A 22,842-nucleotide genomic window follows, 5' to 3' on the forward strand; every position below is an offset into this window, starting at 1 on the left:
AAGGCCGGGCGGATCGGGACCCTAGACGGAACCGTACCCAGGGTCAACCGCTTTTGCGAATTATCGCAAAGATTTCACCCAGCAGACTTTCGATTAATTTCTCATAACCGGTATGCGTCTGACTGAAACCGGGATCAACCCGCCGGGCGTCGGGCATCTGGTGACGGAACCAGGTGGTCTGGCGCTTGGCATAGTTGCGGGTGTGCCGCTGCGCCAGAGCCACCGCCGCCTCCCGGTCCAGGGTGCCGGCCAGATGGGCGGCCAGTTCCGGCACGCCCAGCGCCTTCATGGCCGGCAGGTCCGGGTCCAGGCCCAAGGCCAGCAGGGCCCGCACCTCCTCCAGCGCGCCCCGCTCCATCATCGCCCGGAAGCGGGCGTCGCCGTTGGCGTAAAGCCGCTCGCGGGGCGGATCGACGACCAGGGTGTGGAAGGCCAGGTCGGCCGGCGCGGTGGCCGCCGCGGCGCGCTGCCAATCGCCCAGGGTGCGGCCGGTGCCCACCACCACCTCCCACGCCCGCACCAGGCGCTGGGTATCACCGGGGGACAGCCGGGCCGCTGCCCCTGGATCCCGAGCCGCCAGGTCCTGATGAAAGGCGGGGCCACCCAGCTTGGCGTGCAGCGCCTTGGCCTGCTCCCGCACCGAGTCCTCGATGGCGGGAATGTCGGCGATGCCGGCTATCAGGGTGCGCAGGTACAGGCCGGTCCCCCCACCAGGATGGGACGCTCCGCCGCCCGCACCTCCGCCAGGGCCAGGTCGCGCCAATGGGCGGCGGACATGCGCAGCGCCGGCGGCACCGTGCCGTAGAGGCGGTGGGGAGCCTGCGCCAAATCCTCCGCCCCCGGCTGGGCGGTCAGCAGCGCCAGGCCCTGATAGATCTGCATGCTGTCGGCGTTGATGACGGTGCCGCCCAGACGCACCGCCAGGTCCAGGGCCAGGCGCGACTTGCCCGACGCCGTGGGGCCACCGATGACCACCACCAGCTTGCGCGGCGTATCGGGCCCGTTGGTCCCAGGGTCCAGGGTGGCACCCGTGCCGATCGCAGGGGCCGGATGCCCGACTGCGTCTTGCCTGCCGGCCCCGCCCCCCGTATCAAGACCGGCGGAAGCCCCCTCAAACCCTTCGGACATGCCATGACCCATGTGGTGACCCTGATCGCCGGCGCCCCCCTGACATCGGGAGAGGCTGCGGCGACGATGCTGGACGATAGCATGGTCCGCGCGGCGCGCGCCGCCCTGCAAGCGCTGGGGGCGGAAACCAGCGCGCCCGACTGGCTGGCGCCGGGGCGGGCCTGCGACATCGCCTTCGCCGGGCTGCATCCCGACCAGGCCCAGGCCGCCTGCGCCCAGGCGCTGCTGGGCCAGCCGGTCGACGCCATCACGCAAGAGTCGGCCGGGCGGCGCAAGGCGGTGCTGGTGGCCGACATGGAATCGACCATCATCCACCAGGAGATGCTGGACGAGCTGGGCGCCCTGATCGGCCAGCGCGACACCATCGCCGAAATCACCCGCCGGGCCATGAACGGCGAGATCGACTTCAAGGGCGCCCTGCGGGAGCGCGTCGCCCTGCTGGCCGGCATGGACGCCACGGTGATCGAGGATCTGAAGGGCATCATCACCCTGATGCCGGGCGCCAGGTCCCTGGTGGCGACGATGCGCAAGCATGGCGCCTATTGCGCCCTGGTGTCCGGCGGCTTCAAGCCCTTCACCGCCCATGTCCGGGCCCTGCTGGGCTTCGATGAGGACCAGGCCAACGACCTGGTCATCCAGGATGGGAAGCTGACCGGGCAGCCGGTGGAGCCCATCCTGGACAAGGACGCCAAGGCGGCCGCGCTGACCCGCATCTGCGCCCAGCAGCGCGTGGCGCTGACCGCCGCCGTCACCGTGGGCGACGGCGCCAACGACCTGCCCATGCTGCTGGCCGCCGGCCTGGGCATCGCCTTCCATGCCAAGCCGGCAGTGGCGGCATCGGCCCGCGCCCGGGTGGACCATGGCGACCTGACGGCCCTGCTGTACGCCCAGGGCTACCGTGAGGCGGAGATCGTGGCCGGCTGACGCCGGCCATTGATCCCACACCCCTCCGGTTACCGCCCGGTCACGCCGCCAGGGGTTCCCGGCCGTAGTTCTTGGCGTAGGCGTTCTCGACCCCCGCCAGGATGTCGACGATCTGGAAGTAGCGGTCCCAGAACGGCGTCTCCCGCAGGGCCTCGACCAGAAGCTGGTAGGCCTCATGGCTGCGGGCGTCCCACACCCAGATATCGGTTACATTGGTAGAGTAAAACTCCACGTCATAGAACCGCATGCGCGCATCATCCTTGTACCGGGTGACGATGGGCTGTAGATGACGCGCCAATTCCTGGAAACGTTGGTCAATCGGCATGCCCAGCCATTCGGGCATGGTCTTCACCAGCATGAAGACGGTGATGGCCGGCTCAAAGTTTTCCTTGGCGATTTCGGAAGTCATTTGGTTTTTCCTTGCACTGTGTTGCGATGGCGGCAGTATGAGGCGATTGACCCCATTGCCCTACTCGCATCCCCCATGAGCAAGACACCCGACCTGAAGCCCCGGAAATCCCCCACCCAGGCGCGCGCGGCCGAAACGGTCCGCATCATCCTGGAGGCGGCGGCTCGCATTCTGGAGGCGCGCGGCCTGGCGGGCTTCAACACCAACGCGGTGGCGGAGCGGGCGGGCGTCAGCGTCGGGTCGCTCTACCAGTACTTCCCCGGCAAGGACGCGTTGACCGCCGCCCTGATCCAGCGGGACGGCGAGGTGCTGCGGGAGGAGATGGCCGCCGCCGCCCGCCTGCCGGCGGCCCGGGCCGCGCTGTCCGGCATGATCGCGGCCGCCGTGGGCCATCAGTTGCGCCGCCCCATCCTGGCGCGCCTTCTGGATATCGAAGAGAGCCGCCTGCCCCTGGGCGAGCAGCAGGACGAGAAAACCAAGGAATTGCAGGATCTGCTGGACCAGGTGCTGGCCCGCGTCGACCTGCCGGCCGGGCTGTCCACGGACACGGCCGGGGCCGACCTGTTCGCCATCGTGCGTGGCATGGTGGACCATGCCGGCAGCCGGGGCGAAGTGGACGCGCCCGACCTTCAACATCGGGTCGAGCGCGCCGTGTTCGGGTATCTGGGCCTGGCCTGACGGCCGCCCCGTTTATTCCAGCGGCAGGGCCACGAACAGCAGGTCGCCCGCCCGTTCCACCAGCAGCAGCACCGCCTTCTGGCCGTTGTCCTTGGCCTTGGTCACGCGCACGGCCACGTCGTTGGGGGTGTTGACCTCTTCCTGGCCCACCTCGACGATCAGGTCGCCGGCCTTCAACTCGCGCTTGGCGGCGGGGCTGTTGGGGGCGACGCGCACCACGGCCACGCCCTGGGCGTCGTCCCGCACGCTGTATTTCTGCCGGACCTTGGGGCTGAGCGCGTCCAGGGTCAGGCCCACGCTGTCGATGGTGCCCTCGGCTTCGGCCGGCCCGGTGTTGCCGGTCGCGGCGGCCACCGCCCCGGCATCGGTGTCTTCCCTCAATTCACCCAGCGACACCGTGACGTTGATCTTGCCGCCCTTGCGCAGCACCACCAACGCCGCCTTGTGGCCCACCGGCTCCTCCGCCACGATGCGGGGCAGCATGCGGCCGTTGGTGACGTCCTTGCCGTCGATGCTGACGATGACGTCGCCTTGGCGAAGGCCGGCCTGCTCACCGGGACCGCCGGGGCTGACCACCGCCACCAGGGCGCCGCGCTGCTGTTTCAGCTTCAGGGTTTCGGCGATGTCGGGCGTCACGTCCTGAATCTGCACGCCCAACCAGCCGCGCCGCACTTTGCCGGTGTCGCGCAATTGCTGCACCACGTTCTTGATCACCACCGCCGGGATGGCGAAGCCGATGCCGACGGAGCCCGCCTCGCCATCATTCGCCTGGGGGGAGAAGATGGCGGTGTTCATGCCGATGACCTCGCCATTGAGGTTGATCAGCGGGCCGCCAGAATTGCCCAGGTTGATGGAGGCGTCGGTCTGCAGGAAGTCGTCGTACTTGCCGGCACCGATGTCGCGGCCGCGGGCGGAGATGATGCCGGCCGTGACCGTGCCGCCCAGGCCGAAGGGGTTGCCGATGGCCACCACCCAGTCACCGACCTTCAGCGCGTCGCTGTTGCCCCACACCATGGCGGGCAGCTTGGATGCCGGCTCCACCTTCAGCAGGGCGATGTCGGTGGCCTTGTCGGTGCCCACCAGCGTCGCCTTCATCTGGGTGTCGTCCTGCAGGCGGACGGTGATCTCGTCCGCCCCCTCGATAACGTGGTTGTTGGTGACGACGTAACCGGACGGGTCGATGATGAAGCCCGACCCCAGCGAGGTGGCCTGCCCGCCCTTGTCATCGCCGCCGCCCTGGTCGTTCTCCTTCTGCCGTTCCTGATAGTCGCGGAAGAAGTCGCCGAAGGGGGAGCCGGGCGGGAACTCCGGCATGGGCAGCTGGCTCTGCTTCTTGTTCTTCACCGTCTGGCTGGTGGAGATGTTGACCACCGCCGGCAGCATCTTCTCCACTAGGGGCGCGAAGCTGTGCGGCGGCGGCTCCGCCCGCGCCGGGGCCGGGTCGCCACAGGCCGTGGGCAACAGCAGCACGCCCAACACCATCAGCGACCGGCGCAGGGCCGAGAATGGGCGGGCGGCGCCCTTCTTCGGGGGACGGCCATCGGCGAGGGTGCGGCAAAGGCGGGAGACGTCACTGTCGGGCCACTCCTGGCAGGGGGACGCCCCAAGACTGGCATCCGCCCATCATCATTCCATTTTCCCACGATGGGGCCATTTTCCCACTGTAGGGCCATCGCCCCACTATAGGGGGGTCATGTCGCGCCTGTTAAGGGGGATGGCTCGTGATATCGCAAGGGGATAAGACGGCAGCCCGTCGAATCCCCAACTCAGCGGCGCGCCAGCCACACCAGGGCGACGCCGATGCACGCCCCCGCCAGCCCGGCCCAGCGCAGGCGCTCCGGCGGCGTCTCCGCCATGCGGCCCGCCAAGCGGCGCATGGTCACCGGCAGCAGGGCATAGCACACGCCCTCCAGCACCAGGGCCAGCGCCGCCCCCGTCATCAAGTCGTTCAAGCCGTTAGCCCCCGTCTTCCTACTTCCCGGCCCACTTCTCGGCCCGCTTGCGTTCCGCTGTTCCGCCCGCCCCCAGATACTTGAAGAAGTCGGCGCCGGGCGAAAGCACCAGGGTGGTGTCATCCGGTTTCAGCGTGTCGCGGTAGGCCTGAAGGCTGCGGTAGAAGCTGTAGAATTCGGGATTGCGGCTGATCGCCTCATTCATGATGCGAATCGCCTGGTTGTCGCCCTCGCCCCGGGTGATCTGGGCCTGGCGCTGGGCCTCGGCCAGCAGCACGGTGCGGTCGCGGTCGGCCCGGCTCTTGATCTGCTGCGACAGTTCCTGGCCTTGGGCGCGGGCCTCCGCCGCCTCGCGCTCGCGTTCGGAGCGCATGCGGGCGAACACCGCCTGGCTGGTCTGTTCCGGCAGGTCGGCCCGGCGCAGGCGCACGTCCACGATCTCGATGCCCAGGCGCTGCGCCTCCTGGTTCACCTGGGACTTGATGTCGGCCATGACCTTCTCGCGCTCCTGCGACAGCACGGCCGGCAGGGCGACATTGCCCAGGACGCGGCGCATGGCCGAGTTCACGATGACCGACAGGCGCAGGCGGGCCTGCTGCTCATTGCCCAAGGTCTGGAAGAACATCAGCGGGTCGGCGATGCGGTAGCGGGCATAGGCGTCCACCTCCAGCCGCTTCTGGTCGGCCAGGATGGCGCTTTCCACCGGCGGGTCGATGTCCAGCACCCGGCGGTCCAGGATCACCACGTTCTGCACGAAGGGGATTTTGGCCCACAGCCCCGGCTCGCGGATAACGCGCATGGGCTCACCGAACTGGAGCACCAGCGCCTGTTGCGTCTGGTTGAGGGTGAAGAAGGTGCCCTGCAGCAGGATGGCCAGCAGCACGAGCACGCCCAGAGGGACGATCCAGCGTTTTTCCATGATGCGTCCCTCCCCTTAATTGCCGGCCGCGGTGGGCGTGCCGGACGATGATGCCGGCGGGGTGGCCAGCGGGGTGGCCGGATGCGCCGGCGGCTTCAGCATGTCGTTCAGGGGCAGGTAGGGCACGGCGCCGCCCCCGGCCTTGTCGTCCAGCAGGATCTTGCGGGTGCCCTTCAGGATCTGCTCCATGGTGTCGATGTACAGGCGCCGGCTGGCGGCGTCGGGGGCCTGGGCATAGGCCTCCAGCACCTGCTGGAAGCGCTTGGCGTCACCCTGGGCCAGATCCACCACCTGGTCGCGGTAGGCCTGCGCCTCCTGGTTCAGGCGCTCCGCCTCGCCACGGGCGCGGGGGATGATGTCGTTGCGGTAGGTCTCCGCCTCGTTGCGTAGGCGCTCCCGGTCCTGGCGGGCGCGCTGCACGTCGTTGAACGCCTCCACCACCGCCGGCGGCGGTTCGACCCGCTGCAACTGCACCTGGGTGATCTCGATGCCCGCCTGGTACTGGTCCAGGATGGTCTGCAGCAACTGGCGGCTGTCGTTCTCGATGCGCTGGCGGGCGTCGGTCAGGGCGGGTTGGATCTCGGTGCGGCCGATGATCTCGCGCATGGCGCTTTCCGCCACCTTCTTCACCGTCTCTTCCGGCTCGCGGATGTTGAACAGGAACTTGGCCGGGTCCTTGATGACCCAGAACACGGCGAAGTCGATGTCGACGATGTTCTCGTCGCCCGTCAGCATGGTGCTTTCGTCGGCCACGTCGCGGTCGCTGACGCTGCGCCGGCCGTCGCCCTGGCTGCGATAGCCGATCTCGATGCGGTTGACGCGGGTGACCTGGGGCAGCAGCACCTGCTCGATGGGGGCCGGCAGGTGATAGCGCAGGCCCGGCTGTTCCACCCGCACCGGCTTGCCGAAGCGCAGGACCACCCCCTGCTCATCCGCCGCCACCCGGTAGATGCCGGTCAGCCCCCACAGGACCACCGCCGCCGCCACGCCGACACCCACGATGCGGCCGCTGCTCCAATTGTTGAGGTTGAAGGAACCGCCGGCGGGCGCGCCACCGCGCGGCCGGCCGCCGTTGCCCCCGCCCGAGCCGCCGCCTGGGCCGCGCCCGGCACCACCGCCGTTGCCACCCAGCAGAACGCGCAGACGCTCACCGCCCTGACGCACCGCGTCCTCCAGCCCCGGCTGCGGCCGGGGACCGGGCTTGCCGCCCGGTTTGGAGGTGCCGCCGCCGGCGACACCGGGGCTCTGGCCCCAGGGGTTGTGGGGGGAAGCGCTGGACGGGGACGAGCCCTTATCCGTTTCCCTTCCCTTGCCGGGATCATCCCCCGATCCATCGCCCGACCCGTTGCCGGATCCGTTGCTGCCGCCGTTCGACCCTTGATTGGACCAGGGCATGTTCGCCTTTCCTGTCCCCGTGATCTGATTATTCCGGTACCCGTACCCATATGAGGGGCACCCAAGACAGAGGGCGACAGTGGCCGAGCGGCCACCATGGGCGGCCATCTCTCCCCCTGGGCTTCCCCCCATTCGGGCGGCACCGTATATAGTCGGGCAGTCGCAGGGAAGCCCGACACGGGCGATATGACCCCCCGCCCCCCACTTTACAAGATGAAGGCGTTTGATCATGGCGGTTACCGAGTCCCAGGTGTTGGAGGCCCTACGGCAGGTGGCGGATCCCGACCGCGGATCTGACATCGTCAGCCTCAAGATGGTTTCCGGCGTCGCGGTGAAGGACGGCCATGTCCACTTCACGCTGGAGGTCGATCCGGCGCGCGGCGCCGCCCTGGAACCCCTGCGCCAGGCGGCGGAGAAGGCGGTGGACCGGCTGGCGGGCGTGCTGTCGGTCACGGCGGTGCTGACCGCCCACCGCCCCGCCCCCAAGGCCGTCAGCGGCGGCGGCGCCCCCGGCACCGGCGCGCCCGGCGCGGGCAAGCCCGCCAAGGCCGGCGTTCCCGGCGTGGGCGCCATCATCGCCGTCGCCTCGGGCAAGGGCGGGGTGGGCAAGTCCACCACCTCCACCAACCTGGCGCTGGCCATGGCCGCCAACGGCCTGAAGGTGGGCCTGCTGGATGCCGACATCTACGGCCCGTCCATGCCGCGCATGATGGGCCTGAGCGGCAAGCCCGACAGCGCCGACGGCAAGCGCCTGGACCCGCTGGTCAACTATGGCGTCAAGGTCATGTCCATGGGCTTCCTGGTGGCCGAGGACACGCCCATGATCTGGCGCGGGCCCATGGTGATGAGCGCCCTGACCCAGATGCTGCGCGACGTGAACTGGGGCGAGTTGGATGTGCTGGTGGTCGACATGCCGCCGGGCACGGGCGACGCCCAGCTGACCATGGCGCAGAGCGTGCCGCTGGCCGGCGCCGTCATCGTCTCCACCCCGCAGGACATCGCCCTGCTGGACGCGCGCAAGGGCCTGAACATGTTCCGCCGCGTGGACGTGCCCGTCCTGGGCATCATCGAGAACATGAGCTATTTCTGCTGCCCCAACTGCGGCCACCGCAGCGACATCTTCAGCCATGGCGGCGCCCGCGCCGAGGCGGACAAGCTGGGCATCGACTTCCTGGGCGAGGTGCCGCTGGACATCGCCATCCGTGAGACCAGCGACGCCGGCACCCCCATCACCATACAGCAGCCCGATGGCGTGCACGCCCAGACCTACCGCGCCATCGCCGCGCGGGTGGCGGAGAAGATCAAGGCCGGCGGCGGTCGGGCGGCCCCGCGCTTCGTGATCGAATAAACCTATCACCCGATAGCCAAGTCCTTGGAAAAACGGCGGTACGCGGTCGCAACATTCCGCATCGGACCCGAAATCGACGTTCTGTTGCGCCATTTTAGCGTCCGCTGTTTTTTCCTTTCCAATGGCAGGGCCTCATGATACATAAAGTTCCGTGTAGCGGAGCTAGAGTGGATATCATGCGTCAGGTCGATACGGTTCAGGTTGCATATGCGTTCCGGAACGGGGCCCATTCCTTCCAGGTGGAGGATCCGGCCACGGGTGCCATCGCGGTGGCCCACGGCGTTCCCGAGATCGCGTATGAGCAGGTGACCCGTACCCTGTCGGAGCGGGCGACGGGCTTGTCCGGCCGCCGGGTGGTGGCGCGCCCCGCCCTGCCCTTCGATGATTTCTTCAACTGGCTGCGCCAGAACCCCATCGCCAGCGTCGCCGGCGCCCCGGTGAAGGTTGAGTTCGCCTGGGAACTGCGCTGACGCGTTCAGAGGTCGGACGGCCCCACGGGCCGCTCCGGTGAGAGTACCGCCTGCAAATCCGGGAAAACACCGGACGGGCGAACAGGGATAGAGGAAACACCAAGCCTGCGTGGCCCCCAGGGCCAAAGCGAAACGCCCGGAAGGTCCGCCTTCCGGGCGTTTTTGCTGTGCCCCACCCGGGAGCCCCATCAAGGGGGATTATCAGGGGGGCGCCAGCGGCCCGCCACGCTCGATGGCGCGTTGATAGGCGGGCCGCGCGCGGATCTTCGCCAGGAAGGACAGGATGTTGGGATAGGCGTCCACGATGCCGGCACGGACTGCGAACGCCTCCAGCGGGTAGCTCATCTGGATGTCGGCCGCAGTGAACGCGTCCCCAGCAAACCAGGGACGCGTCGCCAGTTCCGCCTCCCAATAGTCGGCGTGCAGCGAGAGTTGGGGATCGACCAGCACCCGCTGCGTCGCGGCGGCGATCCCGCGCGCGATGGGCCGGATGGGAAAGGGCACACGGCCGGGAAGGTCGCGGAAGATGAGCTTCAGCAGCAAGGGCGGCATGGCCGACCCCTCGGCATGATGCAGCCAATGGGTGAACCTCAGCCCTTCGTCCGAGCCGGCGGACGGCACCAGCCGCCCCTCCCCGTACCGGGTCAGGATGTACTCGATGATCGCCCCCGATTCGGCGATCACCCGCCCCCCATCCACGATCACGGGCGATTTCCCTAGCGGATGGACCGCCCTCAGCGCCGGTGGCGCCCGCAGCGTCCGCGGGTCCCGCTGGTGGACGACAAGCTGGTAGGGCAGTGCCAACTCCTCCAGCAGCCACAGCACCCGGTGGGAGCGGGAGTTGTTGAGATGGTGGACGGTCATCATGGGGCATTGATCCTGCGCGGCGGCCCAGCCTTTGGGGCGACAGTGTTTACACTGTAATCATCAAAGCGGATGATTACAACGTAAACATCAGGACATTGCAGGGTCTGGGCGACGCGACGCGCGGCCGTCACCGCCGGCCGAACAGCCGCTCGATGTCCGCCAGCTTGAGTTCCACATAGGTGGGGCGGCCGTGGTTGCACTGGCCGCTGTGCGGTGTGGCCTCCATCTCGCGCAGCAGCGCGTCCATCTCCCCCAGCGTCAACACCCGGCCCGCCCGGACGGAGCCATGGCAGGCCATGGAGGAGCATACCTCCTCCAGCCTTTCCTTCAGCGCGTGCTGGTCACCCAATTCCGCCAGCTCATCCGCAATGTCGGTCACCAGGGCCTTGATGTCCGCCTTGGCGCCCAGCAGGGCCGGAATCTCGCGCACCACCACCGCGCCGGTGCCGAAGGATTCCAGGCAGAGGCCCAGCTCCGCCAACTCGTCGGAGCGTTCGGCCAGGCGGGCGGCCGCGGCCTCCTCCAGCTCCACCACCTCGGGGATCAGCAGCATCTGCCGCTTCACGCCCTGGGCCACCATGGACTGCTTGATGCGCTCATAGACCAGGCGCTCATGCGCCGCGTGCTGGTCAACGATGACCATGCCGTCGCGGGTCTGGGCGACGATGTAGGTCTGGTGGATCTGGGCGCGGGCGATACCCAGGGGGAAGTCGGGCACGTCGTCGGCACCGGCCTGCGCCAGGACCGCCGCCGCCACGGCCAGGTCGGGACCGACGGGGCTGGACGCACCGTCAGCGTAGGCCGGCGCCTCCGCCAACACCGAAGGCGCATAGGCGGGCGCTTGACCTTCCCCCCTTGGCCCCTCCCCCTTGGCCCCTCCCAGGCCGCCACCGGCGCCTGGAAGGCGCGCGCGGCCTCCACCTGGGTGCCGGTGGGCCGGGTGATGCCAGACCAGGAGGCGCCACCGGCATGGGCGCCGCTATGGGGCTGCGGCTGCCATTGGAAGGCGGTCTGGGGGATGGGCTTGGCCCCCTCGGGGCGCAGGCTGGCCAGGGCCGCCTGGCCCACGGTGGTGGAGGCGCGATGGCCGGCGCCGGCCAGGGCATGCTTCAGCGCGCCCACGATCAGGCCGCGCACCAGCCCCTGGTCGCGGAAACGCACCTCGGTCTTGGCCGGGTGGACGTTGACGTCCACATCCTCGCACGGGATGTCGAGGAACAGGGCCAGCAGGGGATGACGGTCGCGGGCCAGGAAGTCGGCATAGGCGCCGCGCACGGCGCCCAGCAGCAGCTTGTCGCGCACCGGCCGGCCGTTCACGAACAGGTACTGTCCGGCGGCGGTGTTCTTGTTCAGGGTGGGCAGACCGATATGGCCGTACAGCCGCACGCCCTCGCGCCGGGCATCGATGGGCAGGGCGTTCTCCTGGAACTCCCGTCCCATGATGGCGCCCAGGCGGGCCAGCAGCGGGTCCTCACCGTTGAGCGTACCGGTCTGAGCCGGCAGGCGCAGGGGCGTGCGCCCCTCGTCCGCCACGGTGAAGGCGACGTCCGGGTGGGCCATGGCCAGGCGCTGCACCACGTCGACGGCGTGGTCCGTCTCCGTCCGCGTGGTCTTCAGGAACTTCAGCCGCGCCGGGGTAGCGTAGAACAGGTCGCGCACCTCGATGCGCGTGCCCACCGGGTGGGCCGCCGGCACCGGGCGGCCCTTGGCCCCGCCCTCCACCGTCAGGGCCCAGGCGCTGTCGCTGCCCGGCTGGCGGCTGGTGATGGTCAAGCGGCTGACGGCGCCGATGGAGGGCAGCGCCTCCCCTCGGAAGCCCAGAGTGTGGATGTTCAGCAGGTCATCGCCCGGCAGTTTCGACGTGGCGTGGCGCTCCACCGCCAGCGACAGCTCCTCCGCCGCCATGCCGCCGCCATCGTCCACCACCTGGATCAGGGCCTTGCCACCATCGCGCAGGGTGACGTCGATGCGCTTGGCGCCAGCATCCAGCGCGTTCTCCACCAGCTCCTTCACGGCGGCGGCGGGACGCTCCACCACCTCGCCAGCGGCGATGCGGTTGACCAGGGTTTCAGGCAGAAGACGGATGGGCATGATGGCGCCAGTCTAGAGCAGATCACGTAACGGCGGAATCGCCGTGCGGTGTGAATCTGCTCGCGGACAGACTCAGCGGAGACGCCGACGCAAAGCGCCACGGGAAAGCCGGGCACCCCGCAGGGGCATGCCCGGCCCTTCCCTCAGGCACTCAGCGCAAGCCCTCGCGCACCACGCGGATGAGGCCAGCGGTGGAGCAGTCATGGCCGCGGCGCGATCCGCCCTCCAGCTCCGGCAGGATGGCCTTGGCCAGCTGCTTGCCCAGCTCCACGCCCCACTGGTCGAAGGAGTTCAGGTTCCACAGGATGCCCTGCACGAAGATCTTGTGCTCATAGAGCGCGATCAGCATGCCCAGGGTCTGCGGGTCCAGCTTCTGGAACAGCAGGGTGTTGGTCGGGCGGTTGCCGGTGAACACCTTGTGCGGCACCAGGGCCTCCAGCTCCTCGCCATCCAGGCCCTGGGCGGCCAGTTCGGCCCGCGCCTCATCCTCGGTCTTGCCCAGCAGCAGGGCCTCGGTCTGGGCCAGGAAGTTGGCCAGCAGCAGGGTGTGGTGGCGGCCCACCGGGTTGTGAGTCTCGATGGGCGCCAGGAAATCCGCCGGGATCAGCGGCGTGCCCTGGTGGATCAGCTGGTAGAAGGCGTGCTGGCCGTTGGTGCCCGGCTCGCCGAACAGCACCGGGCCGGTGGCGTAGTCCACCGGGCGGCCGTCGCGGTCGACACCCTTGCCGTTGCTCTCCATGTCCGCCTGCTGCAGGTAGGCCGGCAGGCGGGCCAGGTACTGGTCATAGGGCAGCACGGCGTAGGACTGGGCGTCCCAGAAATTCACGTACCACAGGCCGATCAGACCCATCAGCACCGGCATGTTGGCGTCCAGCGGAGCGGTGCGGAAATGCTCGTCCATCGCGTGGGCGCCGGCCAGCAGCTCGGCGAAGCGGTCGGGGCCGATCATCAGCAGGATGGGTAGGCCGATGGCCGACCACAGGCTGTAGCGGCCACCCACCCAATCCCAGAAGCCGAACATGTTGTCGGTGTCGATGCCGAAGGCCGCGACCTCCTTGGCGTTGGTCGACACGGCCACGAAGTGCTTGGCCACCGCATCCGCCGGCGCGCCCTGGGCCAACAGCCAGTCGCGCGCCGTGTGGGCGTTGGCCAGCGTTTCCTGCGTGGTGAAGGTCTTGGAGGCGATGATGAACAGCGTCGTCTCCGCATCCACCTTCTTCAGCACCTCGGCGATGTGGGTGCCGTCGACGTTGGAGACGAAATGGGCCTGCAGATGCGGGTGGTGGTAGGGCGTCAGCGCCTGGGTCACCATGACGGGGCCCAGGTCGGAACCGCCGATGCCGATGTTGACGATGTCGGTGATGGGCTGGCCGGTCCAGCCGCGCCATTCCCCATCGCGCACGGCGGTGGCGAAGGCGCCCATGCGGTCCAGCACGGCGTGCACATCCGGAACCACGTTGCGGCCGTCAACCAGCACTTCAGCACCCTTGGGCTGGCGCAGGGCGGTGTGCAGCACGGCGCGGCCTTCCGTCAGGTTGATGGCGGCACCGGCGAACATACGGTCGCGCCAGCCTTCCAGGTCACGGGCGCGGGCGAAGTCCAGCAGCAGGGGCAGGGTCTCGTCGGTCAGACGGTTCTTGGAGTAGTCCAGCAGCAGGGTGCCCAGCTTCAGGGAGTATCTGTCGAACCGCTCCGGGTCGGCGGCGAACAGGTCGCGCATATGCACGCCGTCCAGCGCCTGGCGGTGCCGGGCCAGCGCCGCCCAAGCCGGGGACTGAACCAGGGGCGTGTCCGGGGTGGGGGTCTGCGTGGCTGACATCGTTCTCTCCTGACCTGTGGCCAGGGGCATCCGGATCCCATTATCCCGCCCCTGGAAAGCCCCAGGGGTTTAGCACGGTTGCCGGGGGTTAAGCAGCGGTTCGGAGGGGATTTTCGTCCGTTTGACGCGATTTTGTCCCCGTTTTTGACGTTAACGGGCGCGGCGCGGTGGTGTAGGCCCGAGTGAATGGGGCCACTTGGCGCAAGCGGGCGGGCCGGATCGGTTCCATCGCCCGCTGGGCCCTTGATCGCCCCGGCCGCGCGGCGACAATGGGGACGATGCCGCAACCCTGGACGAGTCCGCCCCCATGTCCCGTCTTCATCGAATCGCCCTCGCCCTGCCCCTCTCGGTGGCGACGCTCACCGCCGCCGCCAGCGCCTGGGCGGGGGAACGCGGCTGGACGCTTCAGGGGCAGGCACTGCGGATCACAACCCCCTGCGCCCGCACGGTGGACATCACCGCCTCATCCAGCGCGCACGACGTGAGCATCCGGGCCACGGCGGATGACCCGAAGGAGCTGGACCAACTGACGGCCAGCGGCGGCCAGGTGGCCCAGCTGGGCATCAGCGGCCGCCGCTGCTATCGCGAGGGGGAGGATTGGACGCGCTGGCAGCCCACCTTGCGCATCGCCATCACCGTGCCCGCCGGTATCCCGCTGGAGGTGCAGGAGGGCGGGTCCACCGACTACCAGGCCAACGGCAGCTTCGGCGCCCTGGGGCTGACCCTGGACGGCTCCGGCGATTTCAAGGTCGACCGGGTGGCGGGCGGCGCCCAGATCCGCATCCATGGATCGGGCGATACCCAGCTGGATCGCCTGGAGGGCGCGCTGAAGGTGCGCGTGGCGGGCTCAGGCAATGTCGGCATCATCCAGATGACCGGCCCCTCCACCGACCTGGAGAGCAGCGGCAGCGGCACCATCACCATCGGCGGGGGCAGTGGCGGCACCACCCAGGCCAAGCTCAGCGGATCGGGTAACGTCACCCTGCCGGCGGTGCAGGACCTGCGCCTGACCATCGACGGCTCGGGCGACCTGGCGGCGGCCAAGGTGCAAGGGCCCTTGTCGGCCCATCTCGGCGGTTCGGGTTCGCTGACCATCCACGCGGTGTCGGCGCCCACCGCCCAACTGAAGCAGTCGGGCAACGGCGACATCACCATCGACGGCGGGGAGATCGGCACCCTGTCCACCGCCATCAGCGGCAGCGGCGACCAAGTGCTGCACGTCAAGGTCACCGATGCCACCCTCTCGCTGAGCGGCAGTGGTGACCTGACGATAGACCAGGTGACCGGCCGGCTGGAGCAGTCACGCAGCGGCAGCGGCGACGTTCACGCGGGCGGACGCTGACCTGAGGGGATTGATCAACGGGCCTGGCGGCGGGCGGGGCGCACCATGGCCCGGGACCGGGGCAGGCGCACCGGTTCCGACTGAACCACGGCGCCATCCTCCTCCACAGCGAACAGGCCGCCCTGGTCCACCACCACCGGCGCGGGGGCCAGTGCGGGCGCGGCGGCGGGCAGGACACTGTCGGGCAGGACACTCAGGGGCAGGCCGATGGCGTCGCCCAGGGCCGCCATTTCCTTTGGCAGGCCGTTAGAGGCCTTGGGTGCCTTGGCGGGCAAGGTGGGGCTGACATCCTGGGGCAGCATGGCGTCATCGCCCAGGGCGCGATACTCCCGCACCAGTTCCTGCAAGGTGGACCACACGGAACGGATTTCCCCCTCCAGCACGGCGCGGCGCCGGTGCAGGGCGGCAGGATCTGCCTTGATGGCGGCAAGAATTGCCGAGATGGGAAGGCCGTCAAGGCTGTCGGGACCGGCGCCGGGACGCGCGGACCGGCGGCGTGCTTCCAAGCCATTGGGCAGCGGATTGTCCTGCATGGCCACGGCCGCCGGGGTTTCCGGAGCGGTCCGGCCCGCCAGGGGACCGGCCTGGAAGAAACGCGCCTTGAAATCGTCGAACGTGAACGTCATCGGAACCCCCCGGAGCCTGGATCGCTGTCAGGAGTCCAACAGCAACCCGCGTGCCAGCGAGCGGGGCGTCACGGGCGGCGAAAAAGGGAGGCCATCCTCCGGGCTTGACACTGGAAAAACCCCGGGGCCTGCAAAGCGCAATGCATAAGGCAAGGGTTGCCCGAAAATCGTCCGCTCATGACAAAAGGCCCGGAGGGAGGTCATCCCGTCCGGGCCTTCGCATTGAGGCAGGCGTCAGTGGGCGCCGGCGGAGCTGCTGTCGCGCTGCACCGTCGGGGCGTTCGCCGACGGCTTGTCGTCACCCTTCCAGAACATCAGGCTGTCCAGGAAACCACGATCGCCGACCACGGTGCCCGGCCATTCCTTGTCGACGATCTTGCGGATCTGCGGGTCGGCCTGATCGCCGCCGGCCTTGGCCACGAGGGCCGCTTCGCCCTTGCTTTGGTTGGCGGTGGCGGAGGCCACGGCCGTCGCCTCGGTGGTGGCGGCGCCGAACACGGTGCTGGTGGCCCGCGTCTCCTTCACGATCTCCTGCGGGCGCGGGCTGCCCGGCTGCGGCGGACGCAGGTTGAAATCGGGCGGCACCTCCAGCGGCGCGCGCGCCAGCACCCGGAACTCGTCCGGCGTCGGCCGCGACCCGCCGAACAGGTAGTCCAGGCTGTCACACCCCGTCAGGGCTGCCAAACCGGCCGCCGCGAGCATCAGCCGCGCGCTAAACACCTTAGAATTCTCGCCCATATCCTCGTCCGTCGAATGTAGGCCCCGGACCCCGGGACCCCGTGAACCTGACCCTAACCCACTCCGGGGCCCCACTTGCGGAGAACCCCACCGTTCCCCGGCTGGCGTCACCCAACTGGCACCACCATGCGGGCATCCCGTTTGCCGGCGACACCCTACCGCGTCGCGGGCCTGACGAACAGCCCATCCACGACCAGCACCAGCATCCCGACCACGATGCCGCTGTCGGCGACGTTGAATGCCGGCCAATGCCATGCCGCGATGTGGAAGTCCAGAAAATCAACGACGGCGCCCAGGCGCAGCCGGTCGATCACATTCCCCAACGCCCCGCCGATGACCATGCCGGCGCACACCGCCTCGATCAGGCGGGCCGCGCGCCGCATCCACACCGCCATGGCGGCGGTGATGACCAGGGCTAACACGATCAACATGACGGTGCCCGTCGCGCCGCCCTGATTAAACAGGCCGAAGCTGACGCCGTGGTTCCACACCAGCACCAGGTTGAAGAAGGGCAGCAGGGTGATGCCGTCACCCGCCTCGGCGAAGCGCCCCAGGATGGCGGCCTTGCTGGCCTGGTCGGCGGCCAGGACCAGGGCCGCCGCGACCAGGCCAGGAACACCGAAGCGCCCCAAGACACGGGCCAGCATGCTCATACCTGGTCGCCCCCAACGGCACCAACGGCGTCATCGCAGCGATGGCACAGTTGTTCCGCACCTTCGGCGGCGGCCGGCACCTCCGGCAGGATGCGCCAGCAGCGCTCGCACTTCTCGCCCTCGGCCGCGCCGAACACCACGCCCACGCCGGCCACGTCGGCCAGGGCGAAGGCGCCTTCCGGCGCCGGCTCCAGGGTCACGGTGATGCCGGAGGTGATGCTGATTTCCGCCAGATCCAGGCCGGCGAGGGCCGCCTGATGCTCCGGCTGCACATGCACGGTCGGATGCGCCTGCAGGGAGGAGCCGATGGTCTTGTCGGCGCGCTTCAGTTCCAGGGCGCCGGTGACCACGCGGCGCAGGTCGCGCACCACCGCCCAGCGGGCGGCCAGGGCGTCGTCGCGCCAGCCGGCCGGAATGTCCGGGAACTGGCGCAGATGCACGCTTTCCGGCAGCGCCGCCCGGCGGGCGTCGTCGCCCTCGGCGCGGAAGGCCAGCCAAGCCTCCTCCGTCGTGAAGCACAGGATGGGGGCCAGCCAGGCCGTCAGCGTCAGGAACAGCTGCTCCAGCACCGTGCGCACGGCGCGGCGGCGGTCGCTGGTCGGCGCGTCGCAGTACAGGCTGTCCTTGCGGACGTCGAAGTAGAAGGCCGACAGGTCGACCGCGCAGAAGTTATGCAGCTCGGTGATCAGGCGGTGCAGGTCGTATTCCTTGGTGGACTGGCGCACGATGCCGTCCATCTCGGCCAGACGGTGCAGCACCCAGCGCTCCAGATCCGGCATCGCCGCCGGTTCCACCCGCTCGGCCTCCGTGAAGTCCGCCAGGGCGCCCAGCAGATAGCGCAGGGTGTTGCGCAGGCGGCGGTAAAGGTCGGCGTTGCTCTTCAGGATCTCCTTGCCGACCTTCAAATCCTCCGAATAGTCGGAGCCCACGACCCACAGGCGCAGGATGTCGGCGCCGTATTCCTCCATCACCTGCTGCGGCGCCACCACGTTGCCCAGGGACTTGGACATCTTGCGGCCCTGCTCATCCAGGGCGAAGCCGTGGGTCAGCACCGCCTTGAAGGGCGCGCGGCCCCGGGTGCCGCAGCTTTCCAGCAGCGAGGAATGGAACCAGCCGCGATGCTGGTCCGACCCTTCCAGGTAGAGGTCGGCGGGCGACGACAGGTCGTTGCGCCGCTCCAGCACGAAGGCGTGGGTGGAGCCCGATTCGAACCAGACGTCGACGATGTCGAACACCTGGTCGTAATCGGCGGGGTCATAGTCCGGGCCCAGGAAGTCGGCGGCGGGCCGGCTGTACCAGGCATCCGCCCCCTCGGTCTCGAAGAAGCTGGCGATGCGGTTCAGCACGCCCTCATCCTTCAAGGGCTGGCCGTCCGTCTTGGACAGGAACAGGGCGATGGGCACGCCCCAGGCGCGCTGCCGGCTGATGCACCAGTCGGGGCGGCTTTCCACCATGGAATAGATGCGGTTGCGGCCCTGCGGCGGCACCCACTGCGTCTCGTCGATGGCCGCCAGCGCCCGCGTCCGCAGGTCGTTGGTGTCCATGGAGATGAACCACTGCGGCGTGGTGCGGAAGATCAGCGGCGCCTTGGACCGCCAGCTGTGCGGATAGCTGTGCTTCAGGTTGCCCTTGGCCAGCAGCGCCCCTTGCGCGATCAGGGTGCTGATGGACTTGCCGTTGGCGTCGCCCGGCTTGCCCTCCGGCGTGTAGACGCGGGCGCCGGCGAACAGCGGCACATGGGCGTAGTAGCTGCCGTCCGCGTCCACCGTCTGCGGCACCTCCAGCCCGAACTTGCGGCCGAGGTCGAAGTCCTCCGCGCCGTGCCCGGGGGCGGTGTGGACGAAGCCGGTACCGGCGTCGGACGTGACATGGTCACCCGGCAGCAGCGGCACGGCGTAGTCGTAGCCGCCGTTGGCCTCCGTATGGCCGCGGAAGGGATGGGCCAGGATGGCGCCGTTGAGGTCGGCGGCGGTGACGTCGGCACCCTTCGCGAACGTCGCCTTGGCCGATGTCGCCACCCCGTCGGCCAGGGCCTGGGCCAGGATGAGCTTTTCACCCACCTTGGCGAGCGAGCCTTCCTGGGCCTCGGTCACAGTGTAGACCGCGTAGGGGATATCCTCGCCATAGGCCACGGCGCGGTTGCCCGGCATGGTCCAGGGGGTGGTGGTCCAGATGACGACCGCCGCACCGTTCAGCACCGGCGTCGGCGCCGTCACCACGGGGAAGCGCACCCAGATCATGGGCGAGGTCACGTCCTGATACTCGACCTCGGCCTCGGCCAGGGCGGTCTTTTCCACCACCGACCACATGACGGGCTTGGCGCCCTTGTACAGGCCGCCGTTCAGCAGGAACTTGTGGATCTCACGCACGATGGCGGATTCGGCGTCGAACGCCATGGTCAGGTAGGGGTTCTGCCAGTCGCCCTCGACACCCAGGCGGCGGAACTCGGCGGCCTGGACGCCCACCCACTCAGCGGCGAAGTTGCGGCATTCGGCGCGGAACTGCAGGACGGGCACCTCGTCCTTGTCCTTGCCGGCCTTGCGGTACTTCTCCTCGATCTTCCACTCGATGGGCAGGCCATGGCAGTCCCAGCCGGGGACGTAGACCGCGTTGCGGCCCTGCATCTGCTGGCTGCGGATGACCACATCCTTCAGGATCTTGTTGACCGCGTGGCCGATATGGATGTTGCCGTTGGCGTAGGGCGGGCCGTCATGCAGCACGAAGGGCGCGCGTTCCGCCCCATCCTGGCGCAGCTTGCCGTACAGGTCGATGGCCGCCCAGTGGGCCAGCAGCTCCGGCTCCTTCTTCGGCAGGCCGCCGCGCATGGGGAAATCGGTGCGCGGCAGGAAAACGGTGTCTTTAAGATCGCGGGTCATGGCGGGTCAGAAAATCCGGTGTTCGGATGGCGGCCTTCCCTGGCCCGGGCGCGGAAGCGGGCGTCCCGGGGAAGGCCGGCGGGATTGTCGGCGGTGGCGGTACGCGGATGAACGCGCCCAAATCCCGGCCCCCCTCAGGAGACCGGGTCGATAATTCGCAGGTCCATGACCCTGATCTGGCGCGGTATCAACATGGGGGCGGATGTTAGCAGCCGGCCCCGGCGGGTCAAGCGGCATGGGACGGAACCGGCTGGCGTCACGGCGCTGACCCGGTTCACGGTTTAGGCAGGGTGGCCAGGCGGCGGCGCGCCTCACCCGCATCGCCGAGGATCTGGTCCTTCAGCGCCTGGAAACTCTCAAACTTCATCTCCGGCCGGATGAAGTCCAGCAACTGGACGCGGACATGCCGGCCGTAGAGGTCGCCGTCGAAATCGAACAGGTGGGCCTCCAGCCGCTCGACCGTGCCGCCCACGGTGGGGCGGCGGCCCAGGTTGGCCACGCCGTCATGCCACACGGTGGCGGCACCCTCGTCCACCCCGGCGCGCACGGCATAGACGCCGAACTGGGGGCGCAGGTAATCGTGGATTTCGATGTTGGCGGTGGGGAAGCCGATGGTGCGTCCGCGCTTGTCGCCGTGCTCGACCCGGCCCTCGATCTCGAAGGGGTGGCCCAGGATGGCGGCGGCTTCCCGTGGACGGCCTTCCTGCAGATGGCGGCGGACGGAGGTGGAGGAATAAGGCTCCCCCGCCCCATTGGCCACCGGCCGCGCCTCGGTCACGCCAAAGCCGTGCTGAGCGCCCAGGGTCCGCAGCAGGCCCATGTCCCCGCCCCGGTTGTGGCCGAATAGGAAGTCGTAGCCCGCCACGACATGATGCGCCCCCAGGCCCTGGACCAGCACCCTCTCCACGAACTCCTCCGCCGTCATGCCCGACAGGGCGGCGTCAAAGTGCAGCACCACCAGGGCATCGACGCCCAGGCCGGCGATCAGGCGCGTCTTGATGCGCAACGGCGTCAGGCGGAAGGGCGGATCGTCCGGGCGGAAGAAGCTGCGCGGGTGCGGCTCGAACGTCATGACGGCGGCCGGCCGGCCCAGGTCGTCGGCCAAGGCCCGGGCCTGGCCGATGACGGCGCGATGCCCCAGATGCACGCCGTCGAAATTGCCCAAAGCCACCACCGCCCCGCGTACGTCGGCGGGCGCATCCTCATAGTGGCGCAATAGCTTCATGACCGGCGGCTTTTCATCGCTTGGGTGGGCCGTGGAACGGGCGGAAATCCGATGCGTCCGGATATAGGCTTTAACGCCCCGCTCTGCAAAGCCCCTTCCCGCGCATGCGGCCCGCCTTCAGGCCGCATGCGCCCTATCTGCCGCCTGGCCTGCCATCCAGCCCACCGCCGGGCCGCGGCAAGGCGTTCAGGGCGGCGCTGGCGAACAGCAGCAGGGCGGTCACGAAGAACACGGAGCGCATGCCCACATGCCCGCCGATGAAGCCGCCCAGCAGCGGCCCGGCCACCTGCCCCGCGAACTGGGCAGAGGTGGAATAGCCCAGGATGGCGCCCGCCACCCGGTCGGGCACGCTGTGCCGGATCAGGGTGGTGATGGCGGGCAACAGGCCGGCCAAGGTCAGCCCCATCAGGAAACGCAGGGCGATCAGCTGCCAGGTATGGGTGACGAAGGCTTGGGGGATCATCAGCACGCCGGTGGCGGCCAGGCAGGCCACCACCACAGCACGCGGCCCCAGCCGGTCGGTCAGCCGCCCCACGCGCGGCGCCGCCAGCATGCTGGCCAACGCCCCGGCCGCCATCACCAGCCCCGACAGAAAGGCGATGTCGCTGTCGGGCGGGGCGATTTGGCCGACATAGACGGTGATGATGGGCTCGATCGACATATTGGCCACCATCAGCATGCAGGCGGTCAACAGCATGGCGTACACCGGCCGCCGGTCGGAGATCTGGCGCCACGGGCTGCCCACAAGAGGGGGCCCGGCAACCTTGGCCCGCGGTTCCTCCCGGATCAGGGTGGCGGTGGCGATGAAGGTCAGGAAGATGGCGCCGCCCGCGGCGAAGAAGGTCTGCCGCAGCCCGATCAGCCCCGGCAGGGCGCCGCCGATCAGCGGCCCCGCCAGGCTGCCGGCCAGGATGCCGGTGGACAGGACACCCAGGGCCCAGCCGGACCGGGACCTGGGCGTCTGCGTCGCCACCAGCACGATGGAGCCGGAGGCGTAGCCCCCCAACAGGCCCGCCAGCAAGCGCAACGCCACCAGCTGATAGACGTCCCGCACCAGGCCGGTCAGCGCGATGGCCGCCGCCATGGCGAAACTGGCGCGGATCAGGATGATCTTGCGGCCGTAGCGGTCGGCGAACCGGCCCCACAGGGGGGCAGTGGCCCCGGCACCAAAGAAGGTGGCGCCATAGGCGACGCCCGACCATTGCACGATGGCGGCGTGACCGCTCACCCCCAGATGCTCCACATACAGGGGCAGGAAGGGCAATATCAGGCTGAGGCCCGCGATGGTGGTGAAGGATCCGAACAGGCAGACGTACAGGTTCCGTCGCCAGTGCAAGGATTCCATGATCGTCAATCCTGATGGGGCAGCATCGTTCACCCGG

At 69.1% G+C, this 22,842-nt stretch carries 18 protein-coding genes and 2 pseudogenes; 5 read left to right on the top strand and 15 right to left on the bottom strand.

The window, feature by feature from the left end; all coding sequences use genetic code 11:
• Positions 1 to 43: 43 nt before the first annotated feature.
• Positions 44 to 1,140, bottom strand: a pseudogene (gene miaA / locus UCD39_RS16840) (tRNA (adenosine(37)-N6)-dimethylallyltransferase MiaA).
• Here miaA and serB point away from each other — a divergent pair.
• Positions 1,132 to 2,052, top strand: coding sequence for a phosphoserine phosphatase SerB (gene serB, locus UCD39_RS16850; RefSeq protein ID WP_330497067.1), 921 nt, complete (start codon positions 1,132 to 1,134; stop codon positions 2,050 to 2,052). The pseudogene miaA and the gene serB sit on opposite strands and share 9 nt — an antisense overlap.
• Positions 2,053 to 2,092: 40 nt before the next feature.
• Here serB and UCD39_RS16855 read toward each other — a convergent pair whose 3' ends face one another.
• Positions 2,093 to 2,461 carry a darcynin family protein gene (locus UCD39_RS16855; protein WP_330497068.1) on the bottom strand — a complete coding sequence of 123 codons (369 nt, stop codon included), beginning with the start codon at positions 2,459 to 2,461 and terminating at the stop codon, positions 2,093 to 2,095.
• Positions 2,462 to 2,536: 75 nt separating this feature from the next.
• Between UCD39_RS16855 and UCD39_RS16860 the strand changes: the two genes are divergently transcribed.
• Positions 2,537 to 3,139, top strand: a complete 603-nt coding sequence (locus tag UCD39_RS16860; protein WP_330497069.1) for a TetR/AcrR family transcriptional regulator — start codon at positions 2,537 to 2,539, stop codon at positions 3,137 to 3,139.
• Between the two features lie 12 nt (positions 3,140 to 3,151).
• On the opposite strand, the gene UCD39_RS16865 is transcribed toward UCD39_RS16860, so the two are convergent.
• From UCD39_RS16865 to hflK, 4 genes are all read right to left on the bottom strand, one after another.
• Positions 3,152 to 4,609: a DegQ family serine endoprotease gene (locus UCD39_RS16865; RefSeq protein ID WP_330497070.1), complete on the bottom strand. Its 1,458-nt coding sequence runs from the start codon at positions 4,607 to 4,609 to the stop codon at positions 3,152 to 3,154.
• Between the two features lie 296 nt (positions 4,610 to 4,905).
• Positions 4,906 to 5,091, bottom strand: a complete 186-nt coding sequence (locus tag UCD39_RS16870; RefSeq protein ID WP_330497071.1) for a DUF2065 domain-containing protein — start codon at positions 5,089 to 5,091, stop codon at positions 4,906 to 4,908.
• Positions 5,092 to 5,110: 19 nt separating this feature from the next.
• Positions 5,111 to 6,010 carry a protease modulator HflC gene (hflC, locus tag UCD39_RS16875; RefSeq protein WP_330497072.1) on the bottom strand — a complete coding sequence of 300 codons (900 nt, stop codon included), beginning with the start codon at positions 6,008 to 6,010 and terminating at the stop codon, positions 5,111 to 5,113.
• Between the two features lie 15 nt (positions 6,011 to 6,025).
• On the bottom strand, positions 6,026 to 7,405 hold the full coding sequence (gene hflK, locus UCD39_RS16880) for an FtsH protease activity modulator HflK (protein ID WP_330497073.1): 1,380 nt from the start codon (positions 7,403 to 7,405) through the stop codon (positions 6,026 to 6,028).
• A gap of 226 nt (positions 7,406 to 7,631) precedes the next feature.
• On the opposite strand from hflK, the gene apbC reads away from it, so the two are divergent.
• Both apbC and UCD39_RS16890 read left to right on the top strand, forming a co-directional pair.
• Complete coding sequence (gene apbC / locus UCD39_RS16885) at positions 7,632 to 8,753, top strand: iron-sulfur cluster carrier protein ApbC (RefSeq protein ID WP_330498473.1); 1,122 nt, start codon at positions 7,632 to 7,634, stop codon at positions 8,751 to 8,753.
• Positions 8,754 to 8,929: 176 nt separating this feature from the next.
• Complete coding sequence (locus UCD39_RS16890) at positions 8,930 to 9,223, top strand: hypothetical protein (RefSeq protein ID WP_145735659.1); 294 nt, start codon at positions 8,930 to 8,932, stop codon at positions 9,221 to 9,223.
• Positions 9,224 to 9,424: 201 nt separating this feature from the next.
• Here UCD39_RS16890 and UCD39_RS16895 read toward each other — a convergent pair whose 3' ends face one another.
• From UCD39_RS16895 to pgi, 3 genes and pseudogenes are all read right to left on the bottom strand, one after another.
• Positions 9,425 to 10,090 (bottom strand): glutathione S-transferase family protein, encoded by a 666-nt coding sequence (locus UCD39_RS16895; RefSeq protein WP_330497074.1) that lies wholly within the window; start codon positions 10,088 to 10,090, stop codon positions 9,425 to 9,427.
• A gap of 127 nt (positions 10,091 to 10,217) precedes the next feature.
• Positions 10,218 to 12,181 (bottom strand): annotated as a pseudogene (gene mutL, locus UCD39_RS16900) (DNA mismatch repair endonuclease MutL).
• A 151-nt stretch (positions 12,182 to 12,332) separates the two neighbouring features.
• The gene (gene pgi / locus UCD39_RS16905; RefSeq protein ID WP_330497075.1) at positions 12,333 to 14,000 is read right to left on the bottom strand and encodes a glucose-6-phosphate isomerase; all 1,668 of its coding nucleotides are present in this window, start codon (positions 13,998 to 14,000) and stop codon (positions 12,333 to 12,335) included.
• A 307-nt stretch (positions 14,001 to 14,307) separates the two neighbouring features.
• Here pgi and UCD39_RS16910 point away from each other — a divergent pair, with 307 nt between their 5' ends.
• The gene (locus UCD39_RS16910; RefSeq protein WP_330497076.1) at positions 14,308 to 15,342 is read left to right on the top strand and encodes a GIN domain-containing protein; all 1,035 of its coding nucleotides are present in this window, start codon (positions 14,308 to 14,310) and stop codon (positions 15,340 to 15,342) included.
• Positions 15,343 to 15,356: 14 nt separating this feature from the next.
• Here UCD39_RS16910 and UCD39_RS16915 read toward each other — a convergent pair whose 3' ends face one another.
• The 6 genes from UCD39_RS16915 to UCD39_RS16940 all read right to left on the bottom strand — a co-directional run bounded on the left by UCD39_RS16915 (position 15,357) and on the right by UCD39_RS16940 (position 22,805).
• Entirely contained in the window at positions 15,357 to 15,968 is a 612-nt protein-coding gene (locus UCD39_RS16915) for a hypothetical protein (RefSeq protein WP_330497077.1), read from the bottom strand.
• Between the two features lie 234 nt (positions 15,969 to 16,202).
• On the bottom strand, positions 16,203 to 16,706 hold the full coding sequence (locus tag UCD39_RS16920) for a DUF3035 domain-containing protein (RefSeq protein ID WP_145735646.1): 504 nt from the start codon (positions 16,704 to 16,706) through the stop codon (positions 16,203 to 16,205).
• A gap of 155 nt (positions 16,707 to 16,861) precedes the next feature.
• The gene (lspA, locus tag UCD39_RS16925) at positions 16,862 to 17,359 is read right to left on the bottom strand and encodes a signal peptidase II (protein ID WP_442943658.1); all 498 of its coding nucleotides are present in this window, start codon (positions 17,357 to 17,359) and stop codon (positions 16,862 to 16,864) included.
• On the bottom strand, positions 17,356 to 20,235 hold the full coding sequence (ileS, locus tag UCD39_RS16930) for an isoleucine--tRNA ligase (RefSeq protein ID WP_330497079.1): 2,880 nt from the start codon (positions 20,233 to 20,235) through the stop codon (positions 17,356 to 17,358). Before ileS ends, lspA begins: the two co-directional genes overlap by 4 nt.
• 274 nt (positions 20,236 to 20,509) lie before the next feature.
• Positions 20,510 to 21,460 (bottom strand): bifunctional riboflavin kinase/FAD synthetase, encoded by a 951-nt coding sequence (locus tag UCD39_RS16935; protein ID WP_330497080.1) that lies wholly within the window; start codon positions 21,458 to 21,460, stop codon positions 20,510 to 20,512.
• A gap of 133 nt (positions 21,461 to 21,593) precedes the next feature.
• Positions 21,594 to 22,805 (bottom strand): MFS transporter, encoded by a 1,212-nt coding sequence (locus UCD39_RS16940; RefSeq protein WP_330497081.1) that lies wholly within the window; start codon positions 22,803 to 22,805, stop codon positions 21,594 to 21,596.
• Positions 22,806 to 22,842: the final 37 nt, after the last annotated feature.

Source organism: Nitrospirillum karajorum (genome assembly GCF_036348415.1).
GTDB lineage: Bacteria > Pseudomonadota > Alphaproteobacteria > Azospirillales > Azospirillaceae > Nitrospirillum > Nitrospirillum amazonense_B.

Excerpts from the sequence above, each read along its gene's own strand:
- ileS (WP_330497079.1), bottom strand. The coding sequence starts at position 20,235 with ATGACCCGCGATCTTAAAGACACCGTTTTCCTGCCGCGCACCGATTTC.
- hflC (WP_330497072.1), bottom strand. The coding sequence starts at position 6,010 with ATGGAAAAACGCTGGATCGTCCCTCTGGGCGTGCTCGTGCTGCTGGCC.
- UCD39_RS16890 (WP_145735659.1), top strand. The coding sequence starts at position 8,930 with ATGCGTCAGGTCGATACGGTTCAGGTTGCATATGCGTTCCGGAACGGG.
- UCD39_RS16855 (WP_330497068.1), bottom strand. The coding sequence starts at position 2,461 with ATGACTTCCGAAATCGCCAAGGAAAACTTTGAGCCGGCCATCACCGTC.
- UCD39_RS16920 (WP_145735646.1), bottom strand. The coding sequence starts at position 16,706 with ATGGGCGAGAATTCTAAGGTGTTTAGCGCGCGGCTGATGCTCGCGGCG.
- serB (WP_330497067.1), top strand. The coding sequence starts at position 1,132 with ATGACCCATGTGGTGACCCTGATCGCCGGCGCCCCCCTGACATCGGGA.
- UCD39_RS16860 (WP_330497069.1), top strand. The coding sequence starts at position 2,537 with ATGAGCAAGACACCCGACCTGAAGCCCCGGAAATCCCCCACCCAGGCG.
- UCD39_RS16940 (WP_330497081.1), bottom strand. The coding sequence starts at position 22,805 with ATGGAATCCTTGCACTGGCGACGGAACCTGTACGTCTGCCTGTTCGGA.
- UCD39_RS16935 (WP_330497080.1), bottom strand. The coding sequence starts at position 21,460 with ATGAAGCTATTGCGCCACTATGAGGATGCGCCCGCCGACGTACGCGGG.
- UCD39_RS16915 (WP_330497077.1), bottom strand. The coding sequence starts at position 15,968 with ATGACGTTCACGTTCGACGATTTCAAGGCGCGTTTCTTCCAGGCCGGT.
- lspA (WP_442943658.1), bottom strand. The coding sequence starts at position 17,359 with ATGAGCATGCTGGCCCGTGTCTTGGGGCGCTTCGGTGTTCCTGGCCTG.
- pgi (WP_330497075.1), bottom strand. The coding sequence starts at position 14,000 with ATGTCAGCCACGCAGACCCCCACCCCGGACACGCCCCTGGTTCAGTCC.
- hflK (WP_330497073.1), bottom strand. The coding sequence starts at position 7,405 with ATGCCCTGGTCCAATCAAGGGTCGAACGGCGGCAGCAACGGATCCGGC.
- UCD39_RS16895 (WP_330497074.1), bottom strand. The coding sequence starts at position 10,090 with ATGATGACCGTCCACCATCTCAACAACTCCCGCTCCCACCGGGTGCTG.
- UCD39_RS16910 (WP_330497076.1), top strand. The coding sequence starts at position 14,308 with ATGTCCCGTCTTCATCGAATCGCCCTCGCCCTGCCCCTCTCGGTGGCG.